This is a genomic window from Streptomyces sp. NPDC004561 (assembly GCF_053602155.1).
In genome coordinates this window covers 24510-43035 of record NZ_JBSGDB010000006.1, presented here as the reverse complement: position 1 = coordinate 43035, position 18526 = coordinate 24510, and the positions used below count along the sequence as shown (strand labels likewise).

18 protein-coding genes and 2 pseudogenes are annotated in these 18526 nt (G+C 71.8%); 14 read left to right on the top strand and 6 right to left on the bottom strand.

Going from position 1 to position 18526, the window contains the following annotated elements; all coding sequences use genetic code 11:
- Positions 1-275 precede the first annotated feature (275 nt).
- The gene (locus ACWEN3_RS01685) at positions 276-734 is read left to right on the top strand and encodes a Crp/Fnr family transcriptional regulator (protein WP_452964278.1); all 459 of its coding nucleotides are present in this window, start codon (positions 276-278) and stop codon (positions 732-734) included.
- A 42-nt stretch (positions 735-776) separates the two neighbouring features.
- Positions 777-1430, top strand: coding sequence for a CBS domain-containing protein (locus ACWEN3_RS01680; RefSeq protein ID WP_452964276.1), 654 nt, complete (start codon positions 777-779; stop codon positions 1428-1430).
- A 107-nt stretch (positions 1431-1537) separates the two neighbouring features.
- On the opposite strand, the pseudogene ACWEN3_RS01675 reads toward ACWEN3_RS01680, so the two are convergent.
- The 3 genes and pseudogenes from ACWEN3_RS01675 to ACWEN3_RS01665 all read right to left on the bottom strand — a co-directional run.
- Positions 1538-1885 (bottom strand): annotated as a pseudogene (locus tag ACWEN3_RS01675) (hypothetical protein); the annotation flags it as partial.
- A 122-nt stretch (positions 1886-2007) separates the two neighbouring features.
- Positions 2008-2709: a CBS domain-containing protein gene (locus tag ACWEN3_RS01670; RefSeq protein ID WP_452964274.1), complete on the bottom strand. Its 702-nt coding sequence runs from the start codon at positions 2707-2709 to the stop codon at positions 2008-2010.
- 164 nt (positions 2710-2873) lie between these two features.
- Entirely contained in the window at positions 2874-4592 is a 1719-nt protein-coding gene (locus ACWEN3_RS01665; RefSeq protein ID WP_452964271.1) for a sensor histidine kinase, read from the bottom strand.
- Positions 4593-4846: 254 nt separating this feature from the next.
- Between ACWEN3_RS01665 and ppdK the strand changes: the two genes are divergently transcribed.
- From ppdK to ACWEN3_RS01645, 4 genes are all read left to right on the top strand, one after another.
- Entirely contained in the window at positions 4847-7534 is a 2688-nt protein-coding gene (ppdK, locus tag ACWEN3_RS01660) for a pyruvate, phosphate dikinase (protein WP_452964268.1), read from the top strand.
- 8 nt (positions 7535-7542) lie between these two features.
- Complete coding sequence (locus ACWEN3_RS01655) at positions 7543-8007, top strand: pyridoxamine 5'-phosphate oxidase family protein (protein ID WP_452964265.1); 465 nt, start codon at positions 7543-7545, stop codon at positions 8005-8007.
- A 305-nt stretch (positions 8008-8312) separates the two neighbouring features.
- The gene (locus tag ACWEN3_RS01650) at positions 8313-8885 is read left to right on the top strand and encodes an Rv1733c family protein (protein WP_452964262.1); all 573 of its coding nucleotides are present in this window, start codon (positions 8313-8315) and stop codon (positions 8883-8885) included.
- A 93-nt stretch (positions 8886-8978) separates the two neighbouring features.
- Positions 8979-10154, top strand: a complete 1176-nt coding sequence (locus ACWEN3_RS01645; RefSeq protein ID WP_452964260.1) for a site-2 protease family protein — start codon at positions 8979-8981, stop codon at positions 10152-10154.
- A 234-nt stretch (positions 10155-10388) separates the two neighbouring features.
- Here the strand turns inward: ACWEN3_RS01645 and ACWEN3_RS01640 are convergent, their stop codons facing one another.
- Complete coding sequence (locus ACWEN3_RS01640) at positions 10389-11297, bottom strand: universal stress protein (protein ID WP_452964257.1); 909 nt, start codon at positions 11295-11297, stop codon at positions 10389-10391.
- Positions 11298-11319: 22 nt separating this feature from the next.
- Positions 11320-12225 (bottom strand): universal stress protein, encoded by a 906-nt coding sequence (locus ACWEN3_RS01635; RefSeq protein WP_452964255.1) that lies wholly within the window; start codon positions 12223-12225, stop codon positions 11320-11322.
- A 219-nt stretch (positions 12226-12444) separates the two neighbouring features.
- On the opposite strand from ACWEN3_RS01635, the gene ACWEN3_RS01630 reads away from it, so the two are divergent.
- Together ACWEN3_RS01630 and ACWEN3_RS01625 are read left to right on the top strand one after the other, a co-directional pair.
- Positions 12445-13101, top strand: coding sequence for a CBS domain-containing protein (locus tag ACWEN3_RS01630; RefSeq protein ID WP_452964253.1), 657 nt, complete (start codon positions 12445-12447; stop codon positions 13099-13101).
- 125 nt (positions 13102-13226) lie between these two features.
- Positions 13227-13409, top strand: a pseudogene (locus ACWEN3_RS01625) (response regulator transcription factor); the annotation flags it as partial.
- Between the two features lie 12 nt (positions 13410-13421).
- Here the strand turns inward: ACWEN3_RS01625 and ACWEN3_RS01620 are convergent.
- A complete protein-coding gene (locus ACWEN3_RS01620; RefSeq protein WP_452964250.1) occupies positions 13422-14291 on the bottom strand; it encodes a CBS domain-containing protein in 870 nt (289 codons plus the stop codon).
- A gap of 167 nt (positions 14292-14458) precedes the next feature.
- On the opposite strand from ACWEN3_RS01620, the gene ACWEN3_RS01615 reads away from it, so the two are divergent.
- The 6 genes from ACWEN3_RS01615 to ACWEN3_RS01590 are packed head-to-tail and all read left to right on the top strand — an operon-like array spanning position 14459 to position 18388.
- On the top strand, positions 14459-14896 hold the full coding sequence (locus ACWEN3_RS01615) for a hypothetical protein (RefSeq protein ID WP_452964247.1): 438 nt from the start codon (positions 14459-14461) through the stop codon (positions 14894-14896).
- Positions 14893-15825, top strand: a complete 933-nt coding sequence (locus ACWEN3_RS01610; RefSeq protein ID WP_452964244.1) for a hypothetical protein — start codon at positions 14893-14895, stop codon at positions 15823-15825. The genes ACWEN3_RS01615 and ACWEN3_RS01610 overlap by 4 nt, the downstream gene beginning before the upstream one ends.
- Entirely contained in the window at positions 15812-17254 is a 1443-nt protein-coding gene (locus tag ACWEN3_RS01605) for a V-type ATPase 116kDa subunit family protein (RefSeq protein WP_452964242.1), read from the top strand. The genes ACWEN3_RS01610 and ACWEN3_RS01605 overlap by 14 nt, the downstream gene beginning before the upstream one ends.
- Entirely contained in the window at positions 17239-17652 is a 414-nt protein-coding gene (locus ACWEN3_RS01600) for an ATP synthase subunit C (RefSeq protein ID WP_452964240.1), read from the top strand. The genes ACWEN3_RS01605 and ACWEN3_RS01600 overlap by 16 nt, the downstream gene beginning before the upstream one ends.
- 2 nt (positions 17653-17654) lie before the next feature.
- The gene (locus tag ACWEN3_RS01595; protein WP_452964312.1) at positions 17655-17882 is read left to right on the top strand and encodes a hypothetical protein; all 228 of its coding nucleotides are present in this window, start codon (positions 17655-17657) and stop codon (positions 17880-17882) included.
- The gene (locus tag ACWEN3_RS01590) at positions 17879-18388 is read left to right on the top strand and encodes a hypothetical protein (protein WP_452964237.1); all 510 of its coding nucleotides are present in this window, start codon (positions 17879-17881) and stop codon (positions 18386-18388) included. The genes ACWEN3_RS01595 and ACWEN3_RS01590 overlap by 4 nt, the downstream gene beginning before the upstream one ends.
- Positions 18389-18526: the final 138 nt, after the last annotated feature.

The following is an 18526-nucleotide window of genomic DNA, read 5'->3' as shown; positions in this document are numbered from 1 at the left end:
CGTTGGGAGAGGCGGAGAAGCGGCCGGCAGCCGCGCACCGCGCAATCCGGATCCGCGAGAAGCGGGTGGCCCTTCCCGCCCGGTCATGGCAAAGACCGGGCCGCCGCTCGACAGAGCCCTGCTCCCATCGCCATGGGCGTGGCGTACGTGTCTTGCGTGGCGGCAGATCCAGCGCATGGGCCGAAAAGCCCACAGCCGGGTCCGGGCGGCCCGTGGTGACGCTGCCGGGGAGCGCGCACGCTGGGATCGACGACCCCATGAAGGGAGCGGGTGCCATGACCTCCGCCACCGCCATGAACGCGGCCCTCGAGCCCTTGCATCGCGAACGGCTGATGTGCCTGGCCCGCGAGGTCTCCTTCGACGCCGGCACCCGCCTGTTCGAGGAGGGGCATCGGGCCGATCGCTTCTGGATCGTGCGTACCGGCACCGTCGCCCTCGATCTGCACGTCCCCGGCCGTCGTTCCGCGCTCATCGAGACGCTGGGGAGCGGTGAACTGGTCGGTTGGTCCTGGCACTTCCCGCCGTACGTCTGGCACCTCGGTGCCGAAGCGACGAGCCCGGTGCGGGCCTGGGAGTTCGACGCCGAGGCCGTGCGCACGACGTGCGCGGAAGACGCCGAGTTCGGCCGGGCCGTAGCCGTGTGGGTGGGACGGGTGGCCGCCCAGCGGCTGCACGCCTCCCGCATCCGGCTGCTCGACCTCTACGCCCCGTACGGCAGCGGCAGCCTGGTATGAGGGCGGGGGTGCTCGCCACAGCCGGGATTTCGAGGAGTGAAGATGCGCAACAGCCCGCACCGGGTGGTCGACGTCATGACGCGCGCCGCCGTGGCGGTCGGCCGCAAGGCCCCGTTCAAGGAAATCGTCGAGCGCATGGAGCAGTGGCAGGTCAGCGCACTTCCGGTGCTGGAGGGCGACGGCCGGGTGATCGGAGTGGTCTCCGAGGCCGACCTGCTGCTCAAGGAGGAGTTCCGGGACAGCGACCCGGACCGGTACACCCAGCTGCGCCGCCTGCCCGACCTCGCCAAGGCCGGAGCGGTCACGGCCGAGGAGCTGATGAGCACGCCGGCGGTCACCGTGCACGCCGACGCCACGCTCGCCGAGGCGGCACGCATCATGGCACTGCGGCACGTCAAGCGACTGCCCGTGGTGAGCGCCATAGGCGTGCTCGAGGGCGTGGTCAGCCGTGGCGATCTGCTGAAGGTGTTCCTGCGCCCGGACAACGAACTCGCCGACGAGATCCGCCGGGACATCGTCGACGTCCTCTTCCCGGCCCCGATCGAACCCGTGCACATCATGGTGACCGACGGCGTCGCGACCCTCACCGGACGCGTCAGCGACGCCGGGCGGATTCCGTTGGCCACTCGGCTGGTGCGGGGCGTCGAAGGGGTCGTGGGCGTGGACTGCCGACTCATCGCCGCCGATGCCGGGTGACTTTGAGCTACAACCCCGGAGTGGGCCGCACAGCGGGCCGGTTCGGGCGTCAAGGGCGGCCATCTGCTGCGGCCTCCGCCGAGTTCGGCCCACTCCGGACCGACCTGGTTCCACTCCTCACCCCGTTCGGCGAGGCGCCGCCGCACGAGCCGTGCGCGGATCAGCCGGCCTGCGGCGCAGACCGTCGCAGCCGTCGGCGGGGCCACGAGGGCACCGCTCATGACCATCTGCACCATCGCATCCGTCCCGTCGAGCGGTGGGCGGACGATGGGGCCGTGACGGCCCGTCCACACGGTCAGCCTGCTTCCCGCGAGCGCGCCCGGCAGGACGTCGGCAAGACACGTGTGGACAGAGCCGTCCGCGTCCGTCCAGCGCACGGTCGCCCACACCCGGCCTTCGTCATCGCCGCCGCCGACTACTCCGCCGAGGAGGACAAGGGCCCAGGTGACCGGCATGATCCAGGCCTCGACGACATCGCTGCGCCGCTTGAGCGCGTTGGGCCGCCGGCGCCACCGCCACCTTGGTGGACGGTGTACCCGCCATCGGCCCGCCGCCACGCGCGTGACGCCGGCCGTCGTCAGGCAGACGCCGACCGCTGCGGGTCCGGCAGATCCGGATCGGGATCCGGGTGGTGGGGCGACCCGGTCAGCGCGCCGTGCACGTCCACCACGCCGGCCACGGTCCGCGTCAAATGGATGGCAAGCGGAATCAGAGGCCTTTCGTGCACCTGGCCGGACAGCGTGACCACGCCGTCGCGCACGCCGATCCGGATCGCTTCCCCCTGTGCGCCGAACAGCCGTGCGACGACCTCGCGCCGGACGTCCTCGGCGATGTCCACGTCGTTCCGCAGGAAGACCTTCAGTAGGTCGGACCGGCTGACGATGCCCTTCAGATTTCCGTCGCGGTCGACGACAGGCAGTCGCTTGACCCGTGTGCGCGCCATGGTGCGCGCGGCCTGGGCAAGAGTGGTGTGGGACGCCACGGTGACGGCCGGCGTGGTCATCAGTTCCCCTGCCGTCACCGCGTCGGCCTTGTGGACGTCGGCGAGGTGCCCTGTCCGCCCGTACCGGCCCACGACGCCTTCGCTGTACTCCTCCTTGCACAGCAGATCCGCCTCGGACACCACGCCGACGACACGCTCGCCCTCGTCCAGCACCGGGAGGGCACTCACGTGCCATTCCCGCATCGTCCGCACGATGTCCTTGTACGCCGCCCCCGTGCGAAGGGCGACGACCGTGCGGGTCATCACGTCGTTCACGACGGTGGGGGTGCCGTTCATAGCGTCCTCCGACGGGCCGGGTGCCGGTCTACGACACCTCCAGGCTGCTCCGACGGCCCGCCCCCCGACATGGGCCAAGTGGCCCGTACCAGGGCCCTTCGCCAGGCTGTCGGTGACCTGAGTTCCCGTGCCCCGAGGCAGCCCGGCTCCACACGTGTCCGCACTCATGCGCTGGGAAGAGGTACCTGCCAGCACAGCGTCGCGCCGCCCCCGTCAAGACCGGACACCTCCATGCGCCCACCCGACTGCTTCGCCCGCTCGGCCATGTTGCGCAGCCCGCTGCGCCGGCCGTCGGACGGGATGCCGACGCCGTTGTCCGAGACCGTCAGGAACACCTCGTGGCCATCGGTCGTCAGCACGACCTGTGCGCGGTCGGCGTGGGCATGGCGGGCGATGTTGGTGAGTGCTTCGGAGAGGACCGCCACGATGTGGTCGGCGATCTCACGCGGCACGTCGGTGTCGAGCAGGCCTTCCATTCGCACGCTCGGGGCGAAGCCGAGCACCGGGATCTCCTCGCCCACCACACGCACGACCCGGGCCCGCAAACCGTCGCCCGCGCCGCCCGGCCGGGAACGCAGCCCGAAGATCGCCGACCTGATGATCTTGATCGTCTCGTCGAGGTCGTCCACCGCCCTCAGCACGCGTTCGGCGGCCTCCGGGTGTTCGATGAAGCGGCCCGCGCTCTGCAGCGTCATTCCGGTGGCGAAGAGCCGTTGGATGGCCAGGTCGTGCAGGTCACGGGCGATCCGGTCGCGGTCCTGCAGCACGGCGATCTGTTCGGCGTCCCTGCGGCGCTCGGCCAGTTCCATCGCGATGGCGGCCTGCGCGGCGAAGCCCTGCAACATCTCGGTCTCCTTGCCCGAGAACATGGGCCGGCCCATCTCGCGGGCCACCAACACCACGCCTCGGACACCGCCTTGTCCGCTACCGATGGGGACGGCCACGGCCGGTCCCAGCCCCTCGAACCGCGGCGGCTCGGGAGAAATGCGATCGTCCTCCGTCGCATCGTCGCTCGCGACCGGGGCGGCGGCGGAGAAGGCCATGCCCATCAGCGTTCCGGACAGGGGCAGAACCAGCCCACGGTGCGCGTCCGCGTCCATGCCCACGGCGATCTCGACGGTGAGGGACTCGCTGCCGTTCATGGGCATCGCCACCGCCGCCAGGGCCGCCCCCATCAGTTCGCGGGCGCGCTCGGCGATCAGTTTGAGGGCTACGGTACGGGCACTGCCGGACATGAGGCTGTGGCTGATCTCGGCGTTCGCCAGAAGGCGGCGCTCACGCAGCCGGGACTGCTCGTACAGTCGGGCGTTGTCGATGGCCACGCCTGCGGCGACAGCGAGCGTGCACAGCACCGACTCGTCGTCCTCGTCGAACTGTCTCCCGCTGCGCTTCTCGGTCAGGTAGAGATTGCCGAAGACCCGGTCCCGGACCCGGATGGGCACCCCCAGGAAACTGTTCATCGGCGGATGGTGGGGCGGAAATCCGTAGGAAGCCGGGTGCTGGGAGAGTTTCTCCAGACGGAGCGGCTCGGGGTGCTGGATCACTTCGCCGAGGATGCCGTGGCCCGCTGGACAGTGACCGATATCGGCGATCTGCTTCTCGCTCACACCGACGGTGTGGAAAGCCGACAAGGACCTGCCGTCGGACCCGATGACGCCCAGAGCGGCGTAGTCGGCGTCGACCAGCACGGCGGCCGACTCGACGATCGAACGCAAGACCTGTTCGAGGTCGAGCTCCCGTCCCACGGAGAGCACCGCCTCCAAGAGGCTGTGCACGCGGTCCTGGGTGCCCCGGGCCGCACTGATCCGTGCCCGCAACTCCTCCAACAGCTCATCGATCTTGAGTTGCGGCAATCGAACGGTGGGCTCCTCCGGGCCTGCCACCCCGCGCCTCCAGACCCCTTCGTCCGCAAGAGATGGACACTCGGGGCCATATGTCACATTAGCCTTCCGCAACGGTCGGGGACAGCGCGGTCGTCAGGACGCCAAGGGCTCGCCTCAGCACCCGCACGCGCCACACCCTCCGCAGGCGTGGGCCGATCGGCCCACCTTGCGGGACAGTGGGCACCTCCCCCGGCGTGCCGTCGCCGCTCCAGGCTGGGAGGAGGCCTACACCGCGAGGGTCCGGGAGTGGCGTCATGAACCGCTTTGTGTACGACTTCCAGGACGGCAGCCGCGACCTGGCCGGACTGCTCGGGGGCAAGGGCGCGAACCTGGCCGAGATGACCCGCCTGGGGCTGCCGGTGCCTCCGGGGTTCATCGTCACCACGGAGGCCTGCCGGGCCTTCCTGGCGACCGGTGACGAACCCGAGGGTCTGTCGGCGGAGATCTCCCGGCATCTGTCGGCCCTGGAGACGACCGCCGGGCGGCCTCTGGGGCAACCCGACGATCCGCTGCTGGTGTCCGTCCGTTCCGGGGCGCGCTTCTCCATGCCCGGCATGATGGAGACCGTCCTGGACATCGGCCTGAACGACGACTCGGTCCTCGGTCTGGCCAAGGTCGCCGGCAGTGAACGCTTCGCCTGGGACTCCTATCGGCGGCTCCTCCAGATGTACGGCACCACGGTCCTGGGCGTCGACCAGGCCCTGTTCGACGAGGCCATGACCCTGCTGAAGGAGGCTCGCGAGGCCCCCGACGACCTGCACCTGGACGCGAGCGACCTGGCCTGGCTCGTGGAGACGTACAAGCGGCTGATCCGCGACGAGACGGGCCGCGACTTCCCGCAGTCCCCCGCCGAACAGCTGCACCAGGCGGTGCTCGCCGTGTTCCGGTCCTGGAACGCCGAGCGTGCCCGCCTCTACCGGCGCCGCGAGCACATCCCCGACGACCTCGGTACCGCCGTCACCGTGCAGCGCATGGTGTTCGGCAACCTCGGTCCCGACTCCGGCAGCGGCGTCGCCTTCACCCGCGACCCGGCCACCGGGCGTCCCGGACTCTACGGCGACTACCTGCCGAACGCGCAGGGCGAGGACGTCGTGTCGGGCGTGCGGAACGCCGTGTCGCTGGCCGAACTGGAGCAGCTGGACCCGGTGTCGTACCGAGGGCTGCGTGACCACGCGCAGACGCTGGAGCGCCATTACCGCGACCTGTGCGACATCGAGTTCACGATCGAACGCAGGACACTGTGGATGCTGCAGATCCGGGTGGGCAAACGCACGGCCGAGGCCGCCTTCGCCATCGCCGCCGAGCTGGTGGAGGAGGGACTCATCAGCGCTGACGAGGGCCTGGCGCGGGTCAGCGGCGACGGACTCGTGCGGCTGATGTTCCCCCGTTTCGACACCACCGCCACCGGTGAGCCAATCGCGCACGGCGTGCCGGCGTCACCGGGCGCCGCGGTGGGTGCCGCCGTGTTCGACTCGGCGGAGGCGCTGCGCCGTGCCGCTGCCGGCGAGAAGGTGGTCCTCGTCCGCGAGGAGACAACTCCGGACGACCTGCCCGGCATGGTCGCCGCGCAGGCGGTGCTGACCGGCCGGGGCGGCAAGACCAGCCACGCGGCCGTCGTCGCCCGGGGGATGGGCAAGGTATGCGTGTGCGGCGCGCAGGACGTCACCGTCAACGCCGGTGCACGACGTTTCACCGCCCGGGACGGCACCGTCGTGGAGGAGGGCACCGTCATCTCGGTCGACGGTTCGACGGGCGCCGTGTACCCCGGGGCCGTGCCCTTGGCCGCCTCGGCGACCATGCGGTACCTGGAGAGCGGCGAGCAGGCCGACAGCGTCGTCTCCGCGGTGGTCCGGGCTCTGGAACACGCCGACTCCGTCCGGAGGCTTCAGGTGCGGGCCAACGCCGACACTCCCGAGGACGCGGCGCGAGCCCGGCGTTTCGGGGCTCAGGGCATCGGGCTGTGCCGCACTGAGCACATGTTCCTCGGTGAACGGCGCAAACTGGTCGAGGACATGATCCTGGCCCGTACGGAGGCGGATCGCGGCCGCGCGCTGGCGGCTCTTCTGCCGTTCCAGCGCCAGGACTTCACGGGCCTTCTCCAGGCGATGGACGGTCTGCCGGTGACCATCCGGCTGCTCGACCCGCCGCTGCACGAGTTCCTGCCCGACCGCACCGATCTGGCCGTGCGGATCGCGGCAGTGAAGGCCACGGGAGAACAACCGGATGCCCACGACGTGGAGTTGCTCGACGCGGTGAACCGGATGCACGAAGAGAATCCGATGCTCGGCCTGCGAGGCGTGCGGCTCGGGCTGGTGGTTCCCGGCCTGGTCGCGATGCAGGTACGGGCGATCGGCGAGGCAGTCGTCGAGCGCACCCGCGCGGGCGGCTCACCGCACGCGGAGATCATGGTCCCGCTGGTCGGCGCGGTCGAGGAACTCCGACTGGCCCGCGAGGAGGTCACACGAGTGCTGGCGGAGGTCGGTGAGGAGACAGGCGTGCCCGTCCACTGCCCGGTCGGCACGATGATCGAACTGCCCCGGGCCGCGCTCACTTCGGGCCGGATCGCCGAGGAGGCGGAGTTCTTCTCCTTCGGCACCAACGACCTCACCCAGACCACCTGGGGCTTCTCCCGCGACGACGTGGAAGCCGCGTTCTTCTCCGCCTACCTCGACAAGGGCGTCCTCGCCGCCTCGCCGTTCGAGACACTCGACCGGGAGGGCGTGGGCCGGCTGGTCAGGATCGCCGTCGAGGAGGGACGTGCGGTGCGTCCAGATCTGCAGACCGGCGTCTGCGGCGAACACGGCGGCGACCCGGAGTCGATCCACTTCTTCCACGCCGCCGGCCTGGACTACGTCTCATGCTCGCCGTTCCGGGTGCCGGTAGCCCGGCTAGAGGCCGGCCGGGCGGCACTGTACGGCGCGGAAGCCATTGACAGCAGGTGAGAGGGACCATGCCCCGCACCCACGACCCGGCGCACAGGCGGATCGACCTCGACTATGCCGAGGCGCTGCGCTTGCTGGGCAGCGTGTCGATGGGACGGATCGTGTTCACCCGGCAGGCCCTGCCCACCGTCCGCCCGGTCAACCACGTCCTGGACGGCGGCGACATCGTCATCCGCACCCATGAGGGGCCGGCCCTGACGTCCCATGCGGAGGAGGCCGTCGACGCGGACGTCGTCGTGGCCTACGAAGCCGACGCCATCGACCCCGACACCCACCTCGGCTGGAGCGTGGTCGTCACCGGATACGCCCACGTGGTGAACGATCCGACCGAAATGGCCCGCATCCAGACCTTGTTGGAGCCCTGGGCGCCCGTGGAGGACATGGATCAGGCGGTGCGCATCCGTCCTGAGCTGGTCACCGGGATCCTCCTCGTCGAGGCGCATGACCAGCGGACGGCCCGATCGCGCGGGTGATACGGCCGCCGTGTGTCGCGTCGGCCGCTCACGCGGTGGTCCCGCGTCCGGTGTAAGGGCCCGGGTCGATCCGCCCCACAGCTCCCCGACGTCCGCTCGCCCAGGGCTTACCAGCACTGTGCCCGGGAGTCACGCACCACCCGCGAGAGGCCGCACACGCCACACCTCCAGTTGGGCCCCATGGTCTGTCCCGCCCTCGGTTGTGGGACCGGGTGGCCCGCCGGCCAAGGCCCCTCGGCCCCTGTGGGGGCGGCCGCCCCGGAGTCACCGTCGAGATAGGCGACCTCGCAAGGAGGTGTTCCGTCATGGGCACCACGAAGCGGCTGTGGCGGTGGCGGAGCAATCCGCTGCGGCGGCATGAGGATGTCGTCGAGGCCTGGATCGTCCTGGTCACCTGGTTGGTCGTAGTGGTTGCCGGCGCCGTCGCCGCACTCGCTGCGGTCAGCGGCACCGAGCACGAGTTCGCGCAACAGCGAGCCCACCGGCGTCCGGTCGCCGCCGTCCTGCTCGCCGACGCACCGCGCAGCGTGACCGGGGACTGGTCGACAAAGGGCCGCGTCCAGGGCTCCGTGCGCTGGACGGCTCCCGACGGCATCTCCCGCACCGGGCACACCCTGGTGGACGAAAGCCTGAAGGCCGGAGCCAGGGTGACGGTCTGGCAGGACGACCACGGCCGGCTCATGCTCTCGCCGCCGACGGGCCGGACCCAGGGACATGTCGAGGCCGCCCTCTTCGGAGCCGCTGCCGCCCTGGCCGTCGCCGCCCCGGTGGTCGGTGCCGCCGTCATGGCGCGGGTACGGCTCGACCGGCGCCGCATGGCCCACTGGGACCACGAATGGGAGCTGCTGGGACCGCAGTGGGGCCCGAAGACGAGCTGAAGCAGAGGTTTCTCAAGGTGTCAGGAGCCCTACCGCTCGCAGCCGCCGGGCCCGCTCGGCGGCCCGCCGGCACCGGAGGATGAGGCGAGGTTCATGAACGAGACGGTGTCCCTCGGTCGGATCGCCGGAGTACGAGTCGGCCTGCACTGGAGTGTCCTGGTCATTGTCGCGCTGGTGACCGTCTCGCTTGCGCGCGGCCAACTGCCGGCCGCCCATCCGGGCCACCCCGCCCTGGGGTACTGGGGTCTGGCCCTGCTCGCGGCGGTCGCCTTCCTCACCTCGCTGCTGGCACACGAGCTGGCGCACGCCGTTGTCGCCCGCCGTAACGGCGTGCAGGTCGAAGGCATCACCCTGTGGATGCTCGGCGGCGCGGCCCGCCTGCGCAGCGAGGCACCCACGCCGGCCGCGGAGCTGCGCATGGCCTCCGTCGGGCCACTCACCAGTCTGCTGGTCGGTGGTGTTCTTGCCGGCGTCGCCGCAGGGCTGCTCGCCATGCACACGTCCGGCCTCATCGTCGAGGCGGTCGTCTGGCTGTCCGCGATCAACATTCTGCTGGCCGTCTTCAACGCGCTGCCCGCCTCCCCCCTCGACGGTGGACGGCTGCTGCGCGCGTACCTGTGGCACCGCACGGGCGACCGGCTCCGGGCCACGCGGGGCGCGTCCGCGGCGGGCCGAGCGCTGGGCTGGTTCATGGTACTGGCCGGGTTCGCCGCAGTGTTGTTCGGACACAACCTGTCCGGCCTGTGGCCCGCGCTGATCGGATGGTTCCTCATCAGCGCGGCGACCGCGGAAGGTCGCCAAGCCGAGATGCGGAGCGTACTGGACGGTGTTCCGGTCAGCCGCGTCATGACCCCGGACCCGGTCACCGTACCGGACACGGCGACCATCGCCGACTTCGTGTCCGAGGGACCCTTCGGTCCCTACCGCCATTCGGCCTTTCCGGTGCTGACGTGCGACGGTTCGGTGGCCGGTCTGCTCGCGGTGCGGAGCGTCCAGGCGACACCGGCCCCCGCGCGTGCGACCACGACCGTCCGCGAGGTGATGCGTCCGATCGACGACATCGTCGTGGCCGGCCCCGGGGAACCCGTGCTCGACCTGCTGCCCCGGCTGGAGACGAGTCCCGTACGCCGAGCGGTGGTCCTCGACGGAGGACGCCTCACCGGCATTCTCACCGTCGCCGACATCACCCGCGCCCTGGCCTGGCCCACCGGGCACTCTGCGACGGTGCCGCACGGCTCCGATCGGCACATCATGAAGGAGTCGTCATGACGCTGGGTCAGGCACATTACCAGCGGGCGAATTCCGGCGCGCAGCAGCAGGACGACGACGTGGCGTCCGACGTTCCCAGTGGGCGTCGACCGCGATGGGCATGGCTCGGTGTCCTTTCGCAGCTTCCCGCAGGACGCTGCAAGGCGATTCGGGCACCTACCGTCTCCATTTCAACCGTCTCCATTTCAGGGGCCGCAGCCGGCCTCCGGACGAGGTCCGCCACCCGTGCCCGGCTCAGACAGGCTCCGGTACCACGGCCACGGGGCAGACCGCGTGATGGAGTACGCCGTGGGCGACCCGGCCGAGTTGCAGACCGAAGTGGCCCTGGCGGCGACGAGCCCCGACGACGAGCAGGTCGGCCTCACGCGACATCGCCAGCAGGGCATCGCGTGCGAAGCCCTCGACCGTGTGCCGCTGGGCCTGCAAGCCCCTCGGAGCGTCCCGCAACGCCTCCTCGACCAGTTCCGCTGCCTGCCGCTCCTGCAGGTTGGCCGGTTCTCCGACGATCAGCGGATGCCGGGAGGCCTCGTGCACAGGGCGACGCCAGGCCCGTACGGCGTCCAGCGGGACTCCGCGCAGCAGAGCCTCCTCGACCGCGAACCGCGCGGCGGCCGACCGCGCGGGCTTCCCACCGACCCCCAGGACGATCCTGCCACGAGCGCCTGGGCGGGCCCGGTTGTCATGGCTGCCGCGCAGCACGATCACCGGGCAGTGCGCGTGACCGGCCACTTCGAGGCTGACGGAGCCGAGGAGCGCCTCGGTCACACTGCTGCGGCCACGGCAGCCCACGACCAGCGCGAGAGCGCTGCGGCTCTCCCGTATCAGGCTGTACTCCGGTTCCTCGGGCAGTACGTCGGTGGTGACCTTGACGCCCGGCTGCCGAAGGCGGGCACGCCGCTCGGCGGTTCCGATGATGTCCTCGACCATCAATTCCTCGGACGGCTCAGCAAGGTCGGGGGCCACTGATGCGCCCTCATAGCGTTCCCAGAGCGAGGCGTGCACCAGTCGCAGCGACGCGCCGCGCAGGGCCGCCTCGTCGGCGGCCCAGTCGACGGCCCTCAGGCTCGGCTCGCAGCCGTCGACGCCGACGACGATCGGAAGGTCCAGGGACGCTCCGTCGGAACGGGCCTCCGGTGCCGGCATGGCTTCCTCCTGACCGGGTGAGTCAGCTGTGTGCGACGACAGCGACGGGGGCTGAAATGTGGTGCAGGGCGGCATGGGTGACGTGGCCGATATGAGCACCGAAGGAGCTGGTGCGGATGCGCCGGCCGACGACCACCAGCGAGGCGTCTCGGGAATCGTTGACGAGGACCTGCGCGGCGCTGCCGCACCGGCTCGCCTCGAGCACCTCGACATCCGGGAACTTCTGTCGCCAGGGGCGAAGCACCTTGTTCAGGAGAGCGGCTTGACCGCGCTCCAGCGAGTCGTAGAGTTCGGCGTCGCCTGAGAAACGGTAGAAGGAGGTCGGCGGCTCGGGCCACGCGTAAACGGCCCGCAGCGAGGTCTCGCGGCGTGCGGCGGCGTCGAAGGCGAACTCCAGCAATGTGTCGTCCGGCTGCTCGATGTCGAGGCCGAGCACCACGGGCCGGAACGGCGCGACGGCGGACGGCACGCCCGCCGGATCCATCCTGTGCTCGTCGGCGGCCTGCTCGCCCGCCCGCACCATCACCACCGGGCGCTCGGCGCGGGCCACGGCGGCCAGGCTGACCGAGCCGACCATGAATCCCTCGAGTCCGCCGAGGCCCCGTGAGCCCAGCACCAGCATCTCCGCGTAGCCCGCGGCCTCGCACAGAATGTCGGCCGCGGTCCCCGTCAGCTGTTCGGTGATCACCTCGATGCCCGGGTGGCGCAGCCGGACGCCTTCCGCCGTCTCGCGTGTCCACTGCTCGGCCCACTGCCGATAAGTCTCGGGGTCCAGCAGCGGGGTCCAGGCCCTGATCCTGTGAGTTGGCTCCCGGACGTAAACGATCTTGAGGGGCAGGCCGCGCAACAGTGCCTCGCGCGCCGCCCACTCGACCGCGGCGCGGCTCTCGGGCGAGTCGTCGAGGCCTGCGGTGACGGTTCGTGACATGGTCTCCGCCTCCCGGTTGAGGGTTGCGGTATCAGCGTGGCGCCGCCGCGACTCGCGGATCAGGGGCCACACGGCCCCCGTCATGGACCGACCGACCCTCCGCGGCACGGAAGCCCGATGGGCCCGGGCGAGGGCCGGGCGGCCCCTGGCCCGATTCCCGCCTTCCGGCCCACTCTGGGAGATGCCGGACACCCCATCGAGGCCCTTGTGGAGTCACCCATGTACGGCACCCCGCACATCGTCAGCGATGTCATGACCCAGACGGTCGCCGCCGTCGGCCGCCGGGCCCCCTTCAAGGAGATCGTCGAGCTGATGCAGGACTGGCAGGTCAGCGCCCTGCCCGTGATCGAGGGCGAGGGCCGTGTGGTCGGCGTGGTCTCCGAGGCCGACCTTCTGCCCAAGGAGGAACTCCGGGACGACCCGGACGCGGGCTATCTCCAACTGAGGCAACCTGTCGACGTGGCGAAGGCGGGCGCGCTCACGGCGGGAGACCTCATGACCTCCCCTGCCGTCACGGTCCGGGCCGACGCCACCCTCGCCGCGGCCGCGCGCATCATGGCGCACGAGGGAGTCAAGAGGCTGCCGGTGTTGGACGGCACCGGTCTGCTGGCGGGCGTCGTCAGCCGTGCCGACCTCCTCAAGGTCTTCCTGCGCGACGACGAGGACATCGCCGAGCAGGTACGGCGCGAAATCACCTCGTATCTCTTCCCGCCGCCGGCGTCGGCCGTACGGGTGGCGGTGAACAACGGTGTCGTGACGCTCACCGGCCGGATCCGTGACACCGCCCTCGTCCCGGTGGCAGCGCGCTTGGTCAGGGCCGTCGAAGGGGTGGTGGACGTGGAGTTCGGCCTCGCTCACGACACCGTGACACGGTGACCGGACCCGGTATGAGGACGGGGCGCCTGGGCCGGTCGACCCTGGTGCAGCCGTTTCCGGCACGTGATGATCGATCCTTGGGACAGCCCGCCGGCCTGTCAACGTCAGCTGCACGTGGGGGCGCCATGACCGAAACACGCACCTTCAGTGAGCAGGAGCCGATCCGCGTGTTCCTGCTCGACGACCACGAGGTCGTACGACGCGGCCTAGCCGACCTCTTCGACGCGCAACCGGACATCTCTGTGGTGGGCGACGCGGACACGGCCGAACATGCGCTGGCGCGGGGCCCCGCGCTGCGCCCGCACGTCCCCGGCGAGGGTTCAGGCGGCAGTGAGCAGGTTCTTCACCTCGACGACGTCGGCGATCCCTTCGACCTCGGCCACCAGCCGGGCCATGGTCGCCGAGGGCATCCGCCCGGTCAGCTCCACTGTGCCGTCGTGCACGGTCACCTCCACGCCCTCCCGGTCAGCCGGTGGACAGCAGGCTCCGATCATGGCCAGCACCTCCGCCTGGATGCCGGCATCGTCCCTGATCAGCGCCTGAAGCAGGGCGTCACGGCGCACGACGCCCACCAGGCGCCCCTGGCGATCGGTGACCGGCATGCGCTTCAGCCGGGACAGCGCGGCGAGCCAGGCGGCCTCGGCGACCGTCGTGCCGGGGAGTACCGTGATCGCGGGGCTCGTCATCAGGTCGGCGGCCGTCTCTCCACGGCTCTTTCCATGCATCCGGCGCTCGCGCAGCCTGCCGATGCGTCCGGGACGGTGCCCGGAGGCCTCGAAGGCGACCTTCGCCAGCAGATCGGACTCCGAGACGACGCCGACCACATGGTCGTCGGCGTCAACCACCGGTAGCGCGCCCGCCTGCTCGCGTGCCAGCGAGCGGGCGATCTCGCGATACGGCAGGTCTTCGCGAACGTAGACGGCGGGCACGTCCATCACGTCCCGGATCAAAGGCGGCCCGGGTTCGGTGGGAGGTGCCGGACTCGGAGGTGCCGCGGTGGCCGTCGGTGCGCGCTCATCGGCACCCGGAAGCTTCGCCGCCGTGTCCGAGTGTTTGGCCGCGGCCGTGGCCAGGGCTCCCAGGTAGCGCAGCATCATGTCCTGTCGTGCCGCCTCATCGGTGCTCCAGGGGCGCGAGGGCACATTTCGTCGGGCTTCGGCCTCGGCACGGGAGTTCTCGTGCGCGTTCACGGCGGCCTCCTGACTCCGTCGAATCGGCTACCGTCCCAGTCTTTCGCTCTTCCTGCCCATGCCAAGAGCCGAACGGCCCTGGTGAAACGGCGTGACGGCCCTATGCGGTGCGGGGCGGACGAGGAACGGTGAGACTGAAGGAGCAGCCGACCGGCAGGAGGCCGCCGATGAGCCTGCGGGACTTCCTGGAGCGGTTCCGTCCGGCGGGCACGCCGGGCGCGTCCGCCACAGGGGTGCCCGTGGACCGTACGGCCGAGCGCGAGGCAGAACTCGCCCCGATGCTGGCACAGCTGACGGGTGTTCAGCAGCGGGCTGCCGATGTGAGGGTCGCTGCTGAGAAGGCGGCGCAGACGCTTCGGCAGGAGGCCGCGGGGGAAGCGGAACGCCTTGTGGCGGCCGCCGGGGAGCAGGCTCCAGGGGTCCGTCAGCAGGCCGCGGAGCCCGTCGTCCAGCAGGCCCTGCGGGAGGCCGAGGCAGTGCGCACCGAAGGGAACCGCACGGCTTCGGCGGTCCGTGAGCGGGCCGGGGAACGCATGCCCCACCTGGTGGACGTCGCAGTGGCGGATGCCCTGCGTCTCACGGATGGGGCACGAGGAGAGCCATGACCGCCGGGTGGGTTGCCGGAACCGTGAGGGCCAAGGCCCTGGCCGGCCGGCACCCGGGGGCCGCCGGCGCGCGGGAGATCGCGCGCGGTCCAGCGCTGGACGACGCCCTGCAGCGCCTGGCCACGACGCCGTACGCACGACACGCGCGGACGGCGGTGGGCTTGCCCGAGGCGCAGCGGGCGGTTGCCGACACCTTGCTGTGGCATCTACGGGTGCTCGCCGGATGGCTGCCGCGAGGCGGGGCCCGCATGCTGATTCCGCTCGCCGCCGGCTTCGAGATCGCCAACGTGATCTCCCGCCTGCCCGCACCGGACGGTCCCCGAGCCCCCGTGGCACCACCGCCCTACCGCCTGGGGGCGTTGGAGACCGCTTGGCGCGGTCTGGAACGTGCGGGCACGCCTGCGGAACTTCGGGCGGCGCTCGCCGCCTCGCCCTGGGGCGATCCTGGCGGGGACACTCCGTGGGCCCTGGTCACGGGCATGCGGATGGCAGCCGCTCGGCGGACCGCCGTCGCCGTTCCGTCCGCCCGCCGCTGGGCCCAGGGACGAGCGGTACTGCTGGCGGCGCGCGAACTCTTCGTACACCGGCGCTCTCTTCCGGAGCCCGCGCGGCGAGACGCGGCCCGGCTGCTGGGCGCGGGGGCTCCGGTCGCCGCCTCGTACCAGGAGCTCCGCGAGGGCCTGCCCCCGGCGGCCCGCTGGGTCCTGGCGGACGTCGACGAGCCGGCCGCGCTGTGGCGGGCCGAGGTCCGCTGGTGGCAGACGGTGCAAGCCGACGGCGCGACGATGCTGCGGGAGAGCCTGTGCGGGCCCCGCGTGGTGGTCGGCGCGGTCGCGGTGCTGTCCGTGGACGCCTGGCGGGTGCGGGCGGCCCTGGAGTCGGCGGCGCGTGGGGGACGCCCTGGGGAGGTGTTCGATGCCCTGGTCTGAGGCGATGACACCGGTGCGGATGTGCCGTGTGGCGGTGGTCGTACCGGAGGCGGCCCTGCGAGGCGCGTTGGTGCGGATCGCCGAGGAGGGCTGCGTGGAACTGGACCGTGCCGAGGAAGCCGCACCGGGAGCGGCGGCAGTGCGGTTGCAGCGCTTGCTGGGCCATGGGACGACGACCGCGCCCCAGAACGCCTCGTCGGTCGCCCTGGCCGCCGGCCCTCCCGACCTCGATCGGCTCGAACGGCGCGGCGATCTCGTCCTGTTGGCTGGTGAGGCTCAGTTGGAGGAGCGGGCGGAAAGTGCCGTTCGGCGTGGGGAGGTGGCCGCGCTGGCCGGGTGGTGCCCGGCCGCCGAGGTGCCCCGCGTCGCGGGTCGGCTGGCCACGGCGGGCGGGGCGCTGCTGCCGCTGCCGTCCCCGCGTGGAACCGATCCTCCGACCTTCCTGCGCCCGGCCCGCTCCGCGTCTTTCACCCCCCTGGTGACGACGTACGGCACACCCGCGTATGTGGATCTCGATCCCTCGTGGCCGGCGGGCCTCATCTATGTCGCGATGTTCGGGATCATGTTCGGGGACGTGGGCCACGGGGGGCTGCTGGTACTGGGCGCCATCGCCTTCCGGTTCGGGCAGCCACGGCGATGGGCTCGGCTCCGCCCGTTGTGGCCGTTCCTCGCGGGCGCCGGCATCGCCTCCATGCTTGCGGGCGCCGCGTACGGCGAGTTCTTCGGGCCGACCGGACTGCTCCCGGTGCTGTGGCTGAACCCCCTCGACGACCCCGCACGTCTGCTGGCAGCGGCCGTCGTCCTCGGAACTGGTCTGCTGGCCCTCGCGCATGCCGCCGGCGCGCTGAACCGGGTGCGCGAGGGCGGCTGGAGCACGGGGTTGTACGGGGCGTCCGGCTGCGCCGGGCTGCTGTTCTACCTGGGTCTGGCACTGGCCGTTGCCGGCCTGCTGCTCCACATGCGGTGGGCGGCGCTCGGGGGAGCCGCGATGGGCCTGGCCGGACTGGCGCTGGTGGCACTCGGCCTGTTCCGTGCCACGGCGGGCGGAGGCGCGGGAGTCGCCGAGACGCTGGTGCGCCTGTTCGACGTCGTCGTGCGTACGGGCACCAACACCCTGTCGTTCGCCCGGCTGGCGGCCTTCGGCCTCACTCATGCCGCCCTCGCCGATCTGGTGTGGCGCGGCAGCACGGCTCTGGCAGGGCGTGGCACCGCTGGAGTCGCGGGTGCCGCCCTGCTGTTCGCCGTGGGCACGACCGTGTCCTTCGCCCTGGAGGCTCTGGTGGCCGGTGTGCAGGCCCTGCGGCTGGAGTACTACGAGCTCTTCTCCCGGCTCTTCGAGACCGAGGGCCGCCCGTTCCGTCCCTGGCACGTTCCCCCGGCGGAGCCTGCCGATCCCGCTGCGAAGGTGATCCCATGCTCGTCTGGCTGATCGTCCTGCCGGTCCTGGTCGCGGTATTCGGCGCCGTCCGGCTCCTGCGGCGGCACCGGACCAGACACGCCTTCCGCTGGCTCCTGGGCACGAACCTCGCTCTGCTGGTCGGGGCCATGGTCGTCCTCGCCACGGCCCTGACGGGCCCGGCCCACGCCTCGGCCCAGGCCGCCGCAACAGGCGGAGTGGGCGGATCCGCCTTGATCGGGGCGGCCATCGCGGTGGCCGGCGCGTCGATAGGCGCCGCGATAGCCGTCGCCTATACGGGCGCTGCGGCGCTGGCCGCGTTGAGTGAACGACCCGAGATGTTCGGCCGGGCGATGGTGATCGTCGGACTGGCGGAGGGCATCGCCGTGTACGGGCTGGTGGTCGCGATCCTGCTGATCGGAAAGGCGTGACGATGGGCACCGTGGCCGCCATCGGCGCCCGGACCGACGTGTGCGGACTGGCACTCGCCGGCGTCGAGGTCCTGGTGGCGGAGGGGCCGGAAGCCGTACGCGCGGCCTGGCGGGCTTTGCCGGACACGGTCGGCCTGGTGATTCTCACGGCCGAGGCCGCCGGCGCACTGGGGGGCGCGGCGAGGGCGCCGGACCCGGCCCGCCCGTTGACGGTGGTGATGCCTCCATGACCGCACCCGTCGAGGCGCTGGACCCCGTGCGGGCCGAGTTGCTGCGCGCGGCACAGGCCGCGGCCGCCACCGTACTGGACCGTGCGCGCGCCGACGCCGAGGAAACTCTGCGCGCGGCTCGCGCCACGGCGGAGGCGGTGCTCGACCGGGCCCGGAGGCTCGGCGAGGCCGACGGCGCGGCCGAGGCGGACCGGGAGCGGGTGCGGGCCGCGCAGGACGCCTGGGCGGCGGAACTCGCGGCCCGTGCCGAGGTCTACGGAGCGCTGAGGGCCGCGATCCGTGCAGGTGTGCGGGGCGCGCTGGCGGAGGGCGCGGTTTCACCGTCGCGCCTCGCGGGGGTGGCCCGGGGCGAGTTGGGCCCGGACGCACGGGTCACGGCCGCGCCGGGGGGCGGGGTGACGGCCGAGGTGCCGGGCCGCCGGCTCGATCTGTCGGCGGACACCCTCGCCGACGCGGCCCTGGACCGGCTGGGTGTCCGGGTCGAGTCGCTGTGGGGACCGCCGTGAGCGGCATCGGCGGCCAGGCGTCGGATGCGCCCGGCGCGCGCCCGTTCCCGCACATAACGACCAGTGCCACGGCACCCGGCCATGCGGACCGCCCGCACGTTCTCCGCGTCGCCGGGCCCCTCGTTGAGATCACCTGCC

Excerpts from the sequence above, each read along its gene's own strand:
- ACWEN3_RS01655 (WP_452964265.1), top strand. The coding sequence starts at position 7,543 with ATGCCCCGCACCCACGACCCGGCGCACAGGCGGATCGACCTCGACTAT.
- ACWEN3_RS01605 (WP_452964242.1), top strand. The coding sequence starts at position 15,812 with ATGCCCTGGTCTGAGGCGATGACACCGGTGCGGATGTGCCGTGTGGCG.
- ACWEN3_RS01680 (WP_452964276.1), top strand. The coding sequence starts at position 777 with ATGCGCAACAGCCCGCACCGGGTGGTCGACGTCATGACGCGCGCCGCC.
- ACWEN3_RS01640 (WP_452964257.1), bottom strand. The coding sequence starts at position 11,297 with ATGCCGGCACCGGAGGCCCGTTCCGACGGAGCGTCCCTGGACCTTCCG.
- ACWEN3_RS01650 (WP_452964262.1), top strand. The coding sequence starts at position 8,313 with ATGGGCACCACGAAGCGGCTGTGGCGGTGGCGGAGCAATCCGCTGCGG.
- ACWEN3_RS01670 (WP_452964274.1), bottom strand. The coding sequence starts at position 2,709 with ATGAACGGCACCCCCACCGTCGTGAACGACGTGATGACCCGCACGGTC.
- ACWEN3_RS01595 (WP_452964312.1), top strand. The coding sequence starts at position 17,655 with ATGGGCACCGTGGCCGCCATCGGCGCCCGGACCGACGTGTGCGGACTG.
- ACWEN3_RS01645 (WP_452964260.1), top strand. The coding sequence starts at position 8,979 with ATGAACGAGACGGTGTCCCTCGGTCGGATCGCCGGAGTACGAGTCGGC.
- ACWEN3_RS01615 (WP_452964247.1), top strand. The coding sequence starts at position 14,459 with ATGAGCCTGCGGGACTTCCTGGAGCGGTTCCGTCCGGCGGGCACGCCG.
- ACWEN3_RS01610 (WP_452964244.1), top strand. The coding sequence starts at position 14,893 with ATGACCGCCGGGTGGGTTGCCGGAACCGTGAGGGCCAAGGCCCTGGCC.
- ACWEN3_RS01590 (WP_452964237.1), top strand. The coding sequence starts at position 17,879 with ATGACCGCACCCGTCGAGGCGCTGGACCCCGTGCGGGCCGAGTTGCTG.
- ACWEN3_RS01600 (WP_452964240.1), top strand. The coding sequence starts at position 17,239 with ATGCTCGTCTGGCTGATCGTCCTGCCGGTCCTGGTCGCGGTATTCGGC.
- ACWEN3_RS01635 (WP_452964255.1), bottom strand. The coding sequence starts at position 12,225 with ATGTCACGAACCGTCACCGCAGGCCTCGACGACTCGCCCGAGAGCCGC.
- ACWEN3_RS01685 (WP_452964278.1), top strand. The coding sequence starts at position 276 with ATGACCTCCGCCACCGCCATGAACGCGGCCCTCGAGCCCTTGCATCGC.
- ppdK (WP_452964268.1), top strand. The coding sequence starts at position 4,847 with ATGAACCGCTTTGTGTACGACTTCCAGGACGGCAGCCGCGACCTGGCC.
- ACWEN3_RS01630 (WP_452964253.1), top strand. The coding sequence starts at position 12,445 with ATGTACGGCACCCCGCACATCGTCAGCGATGTCATGACCCAGACGGTC.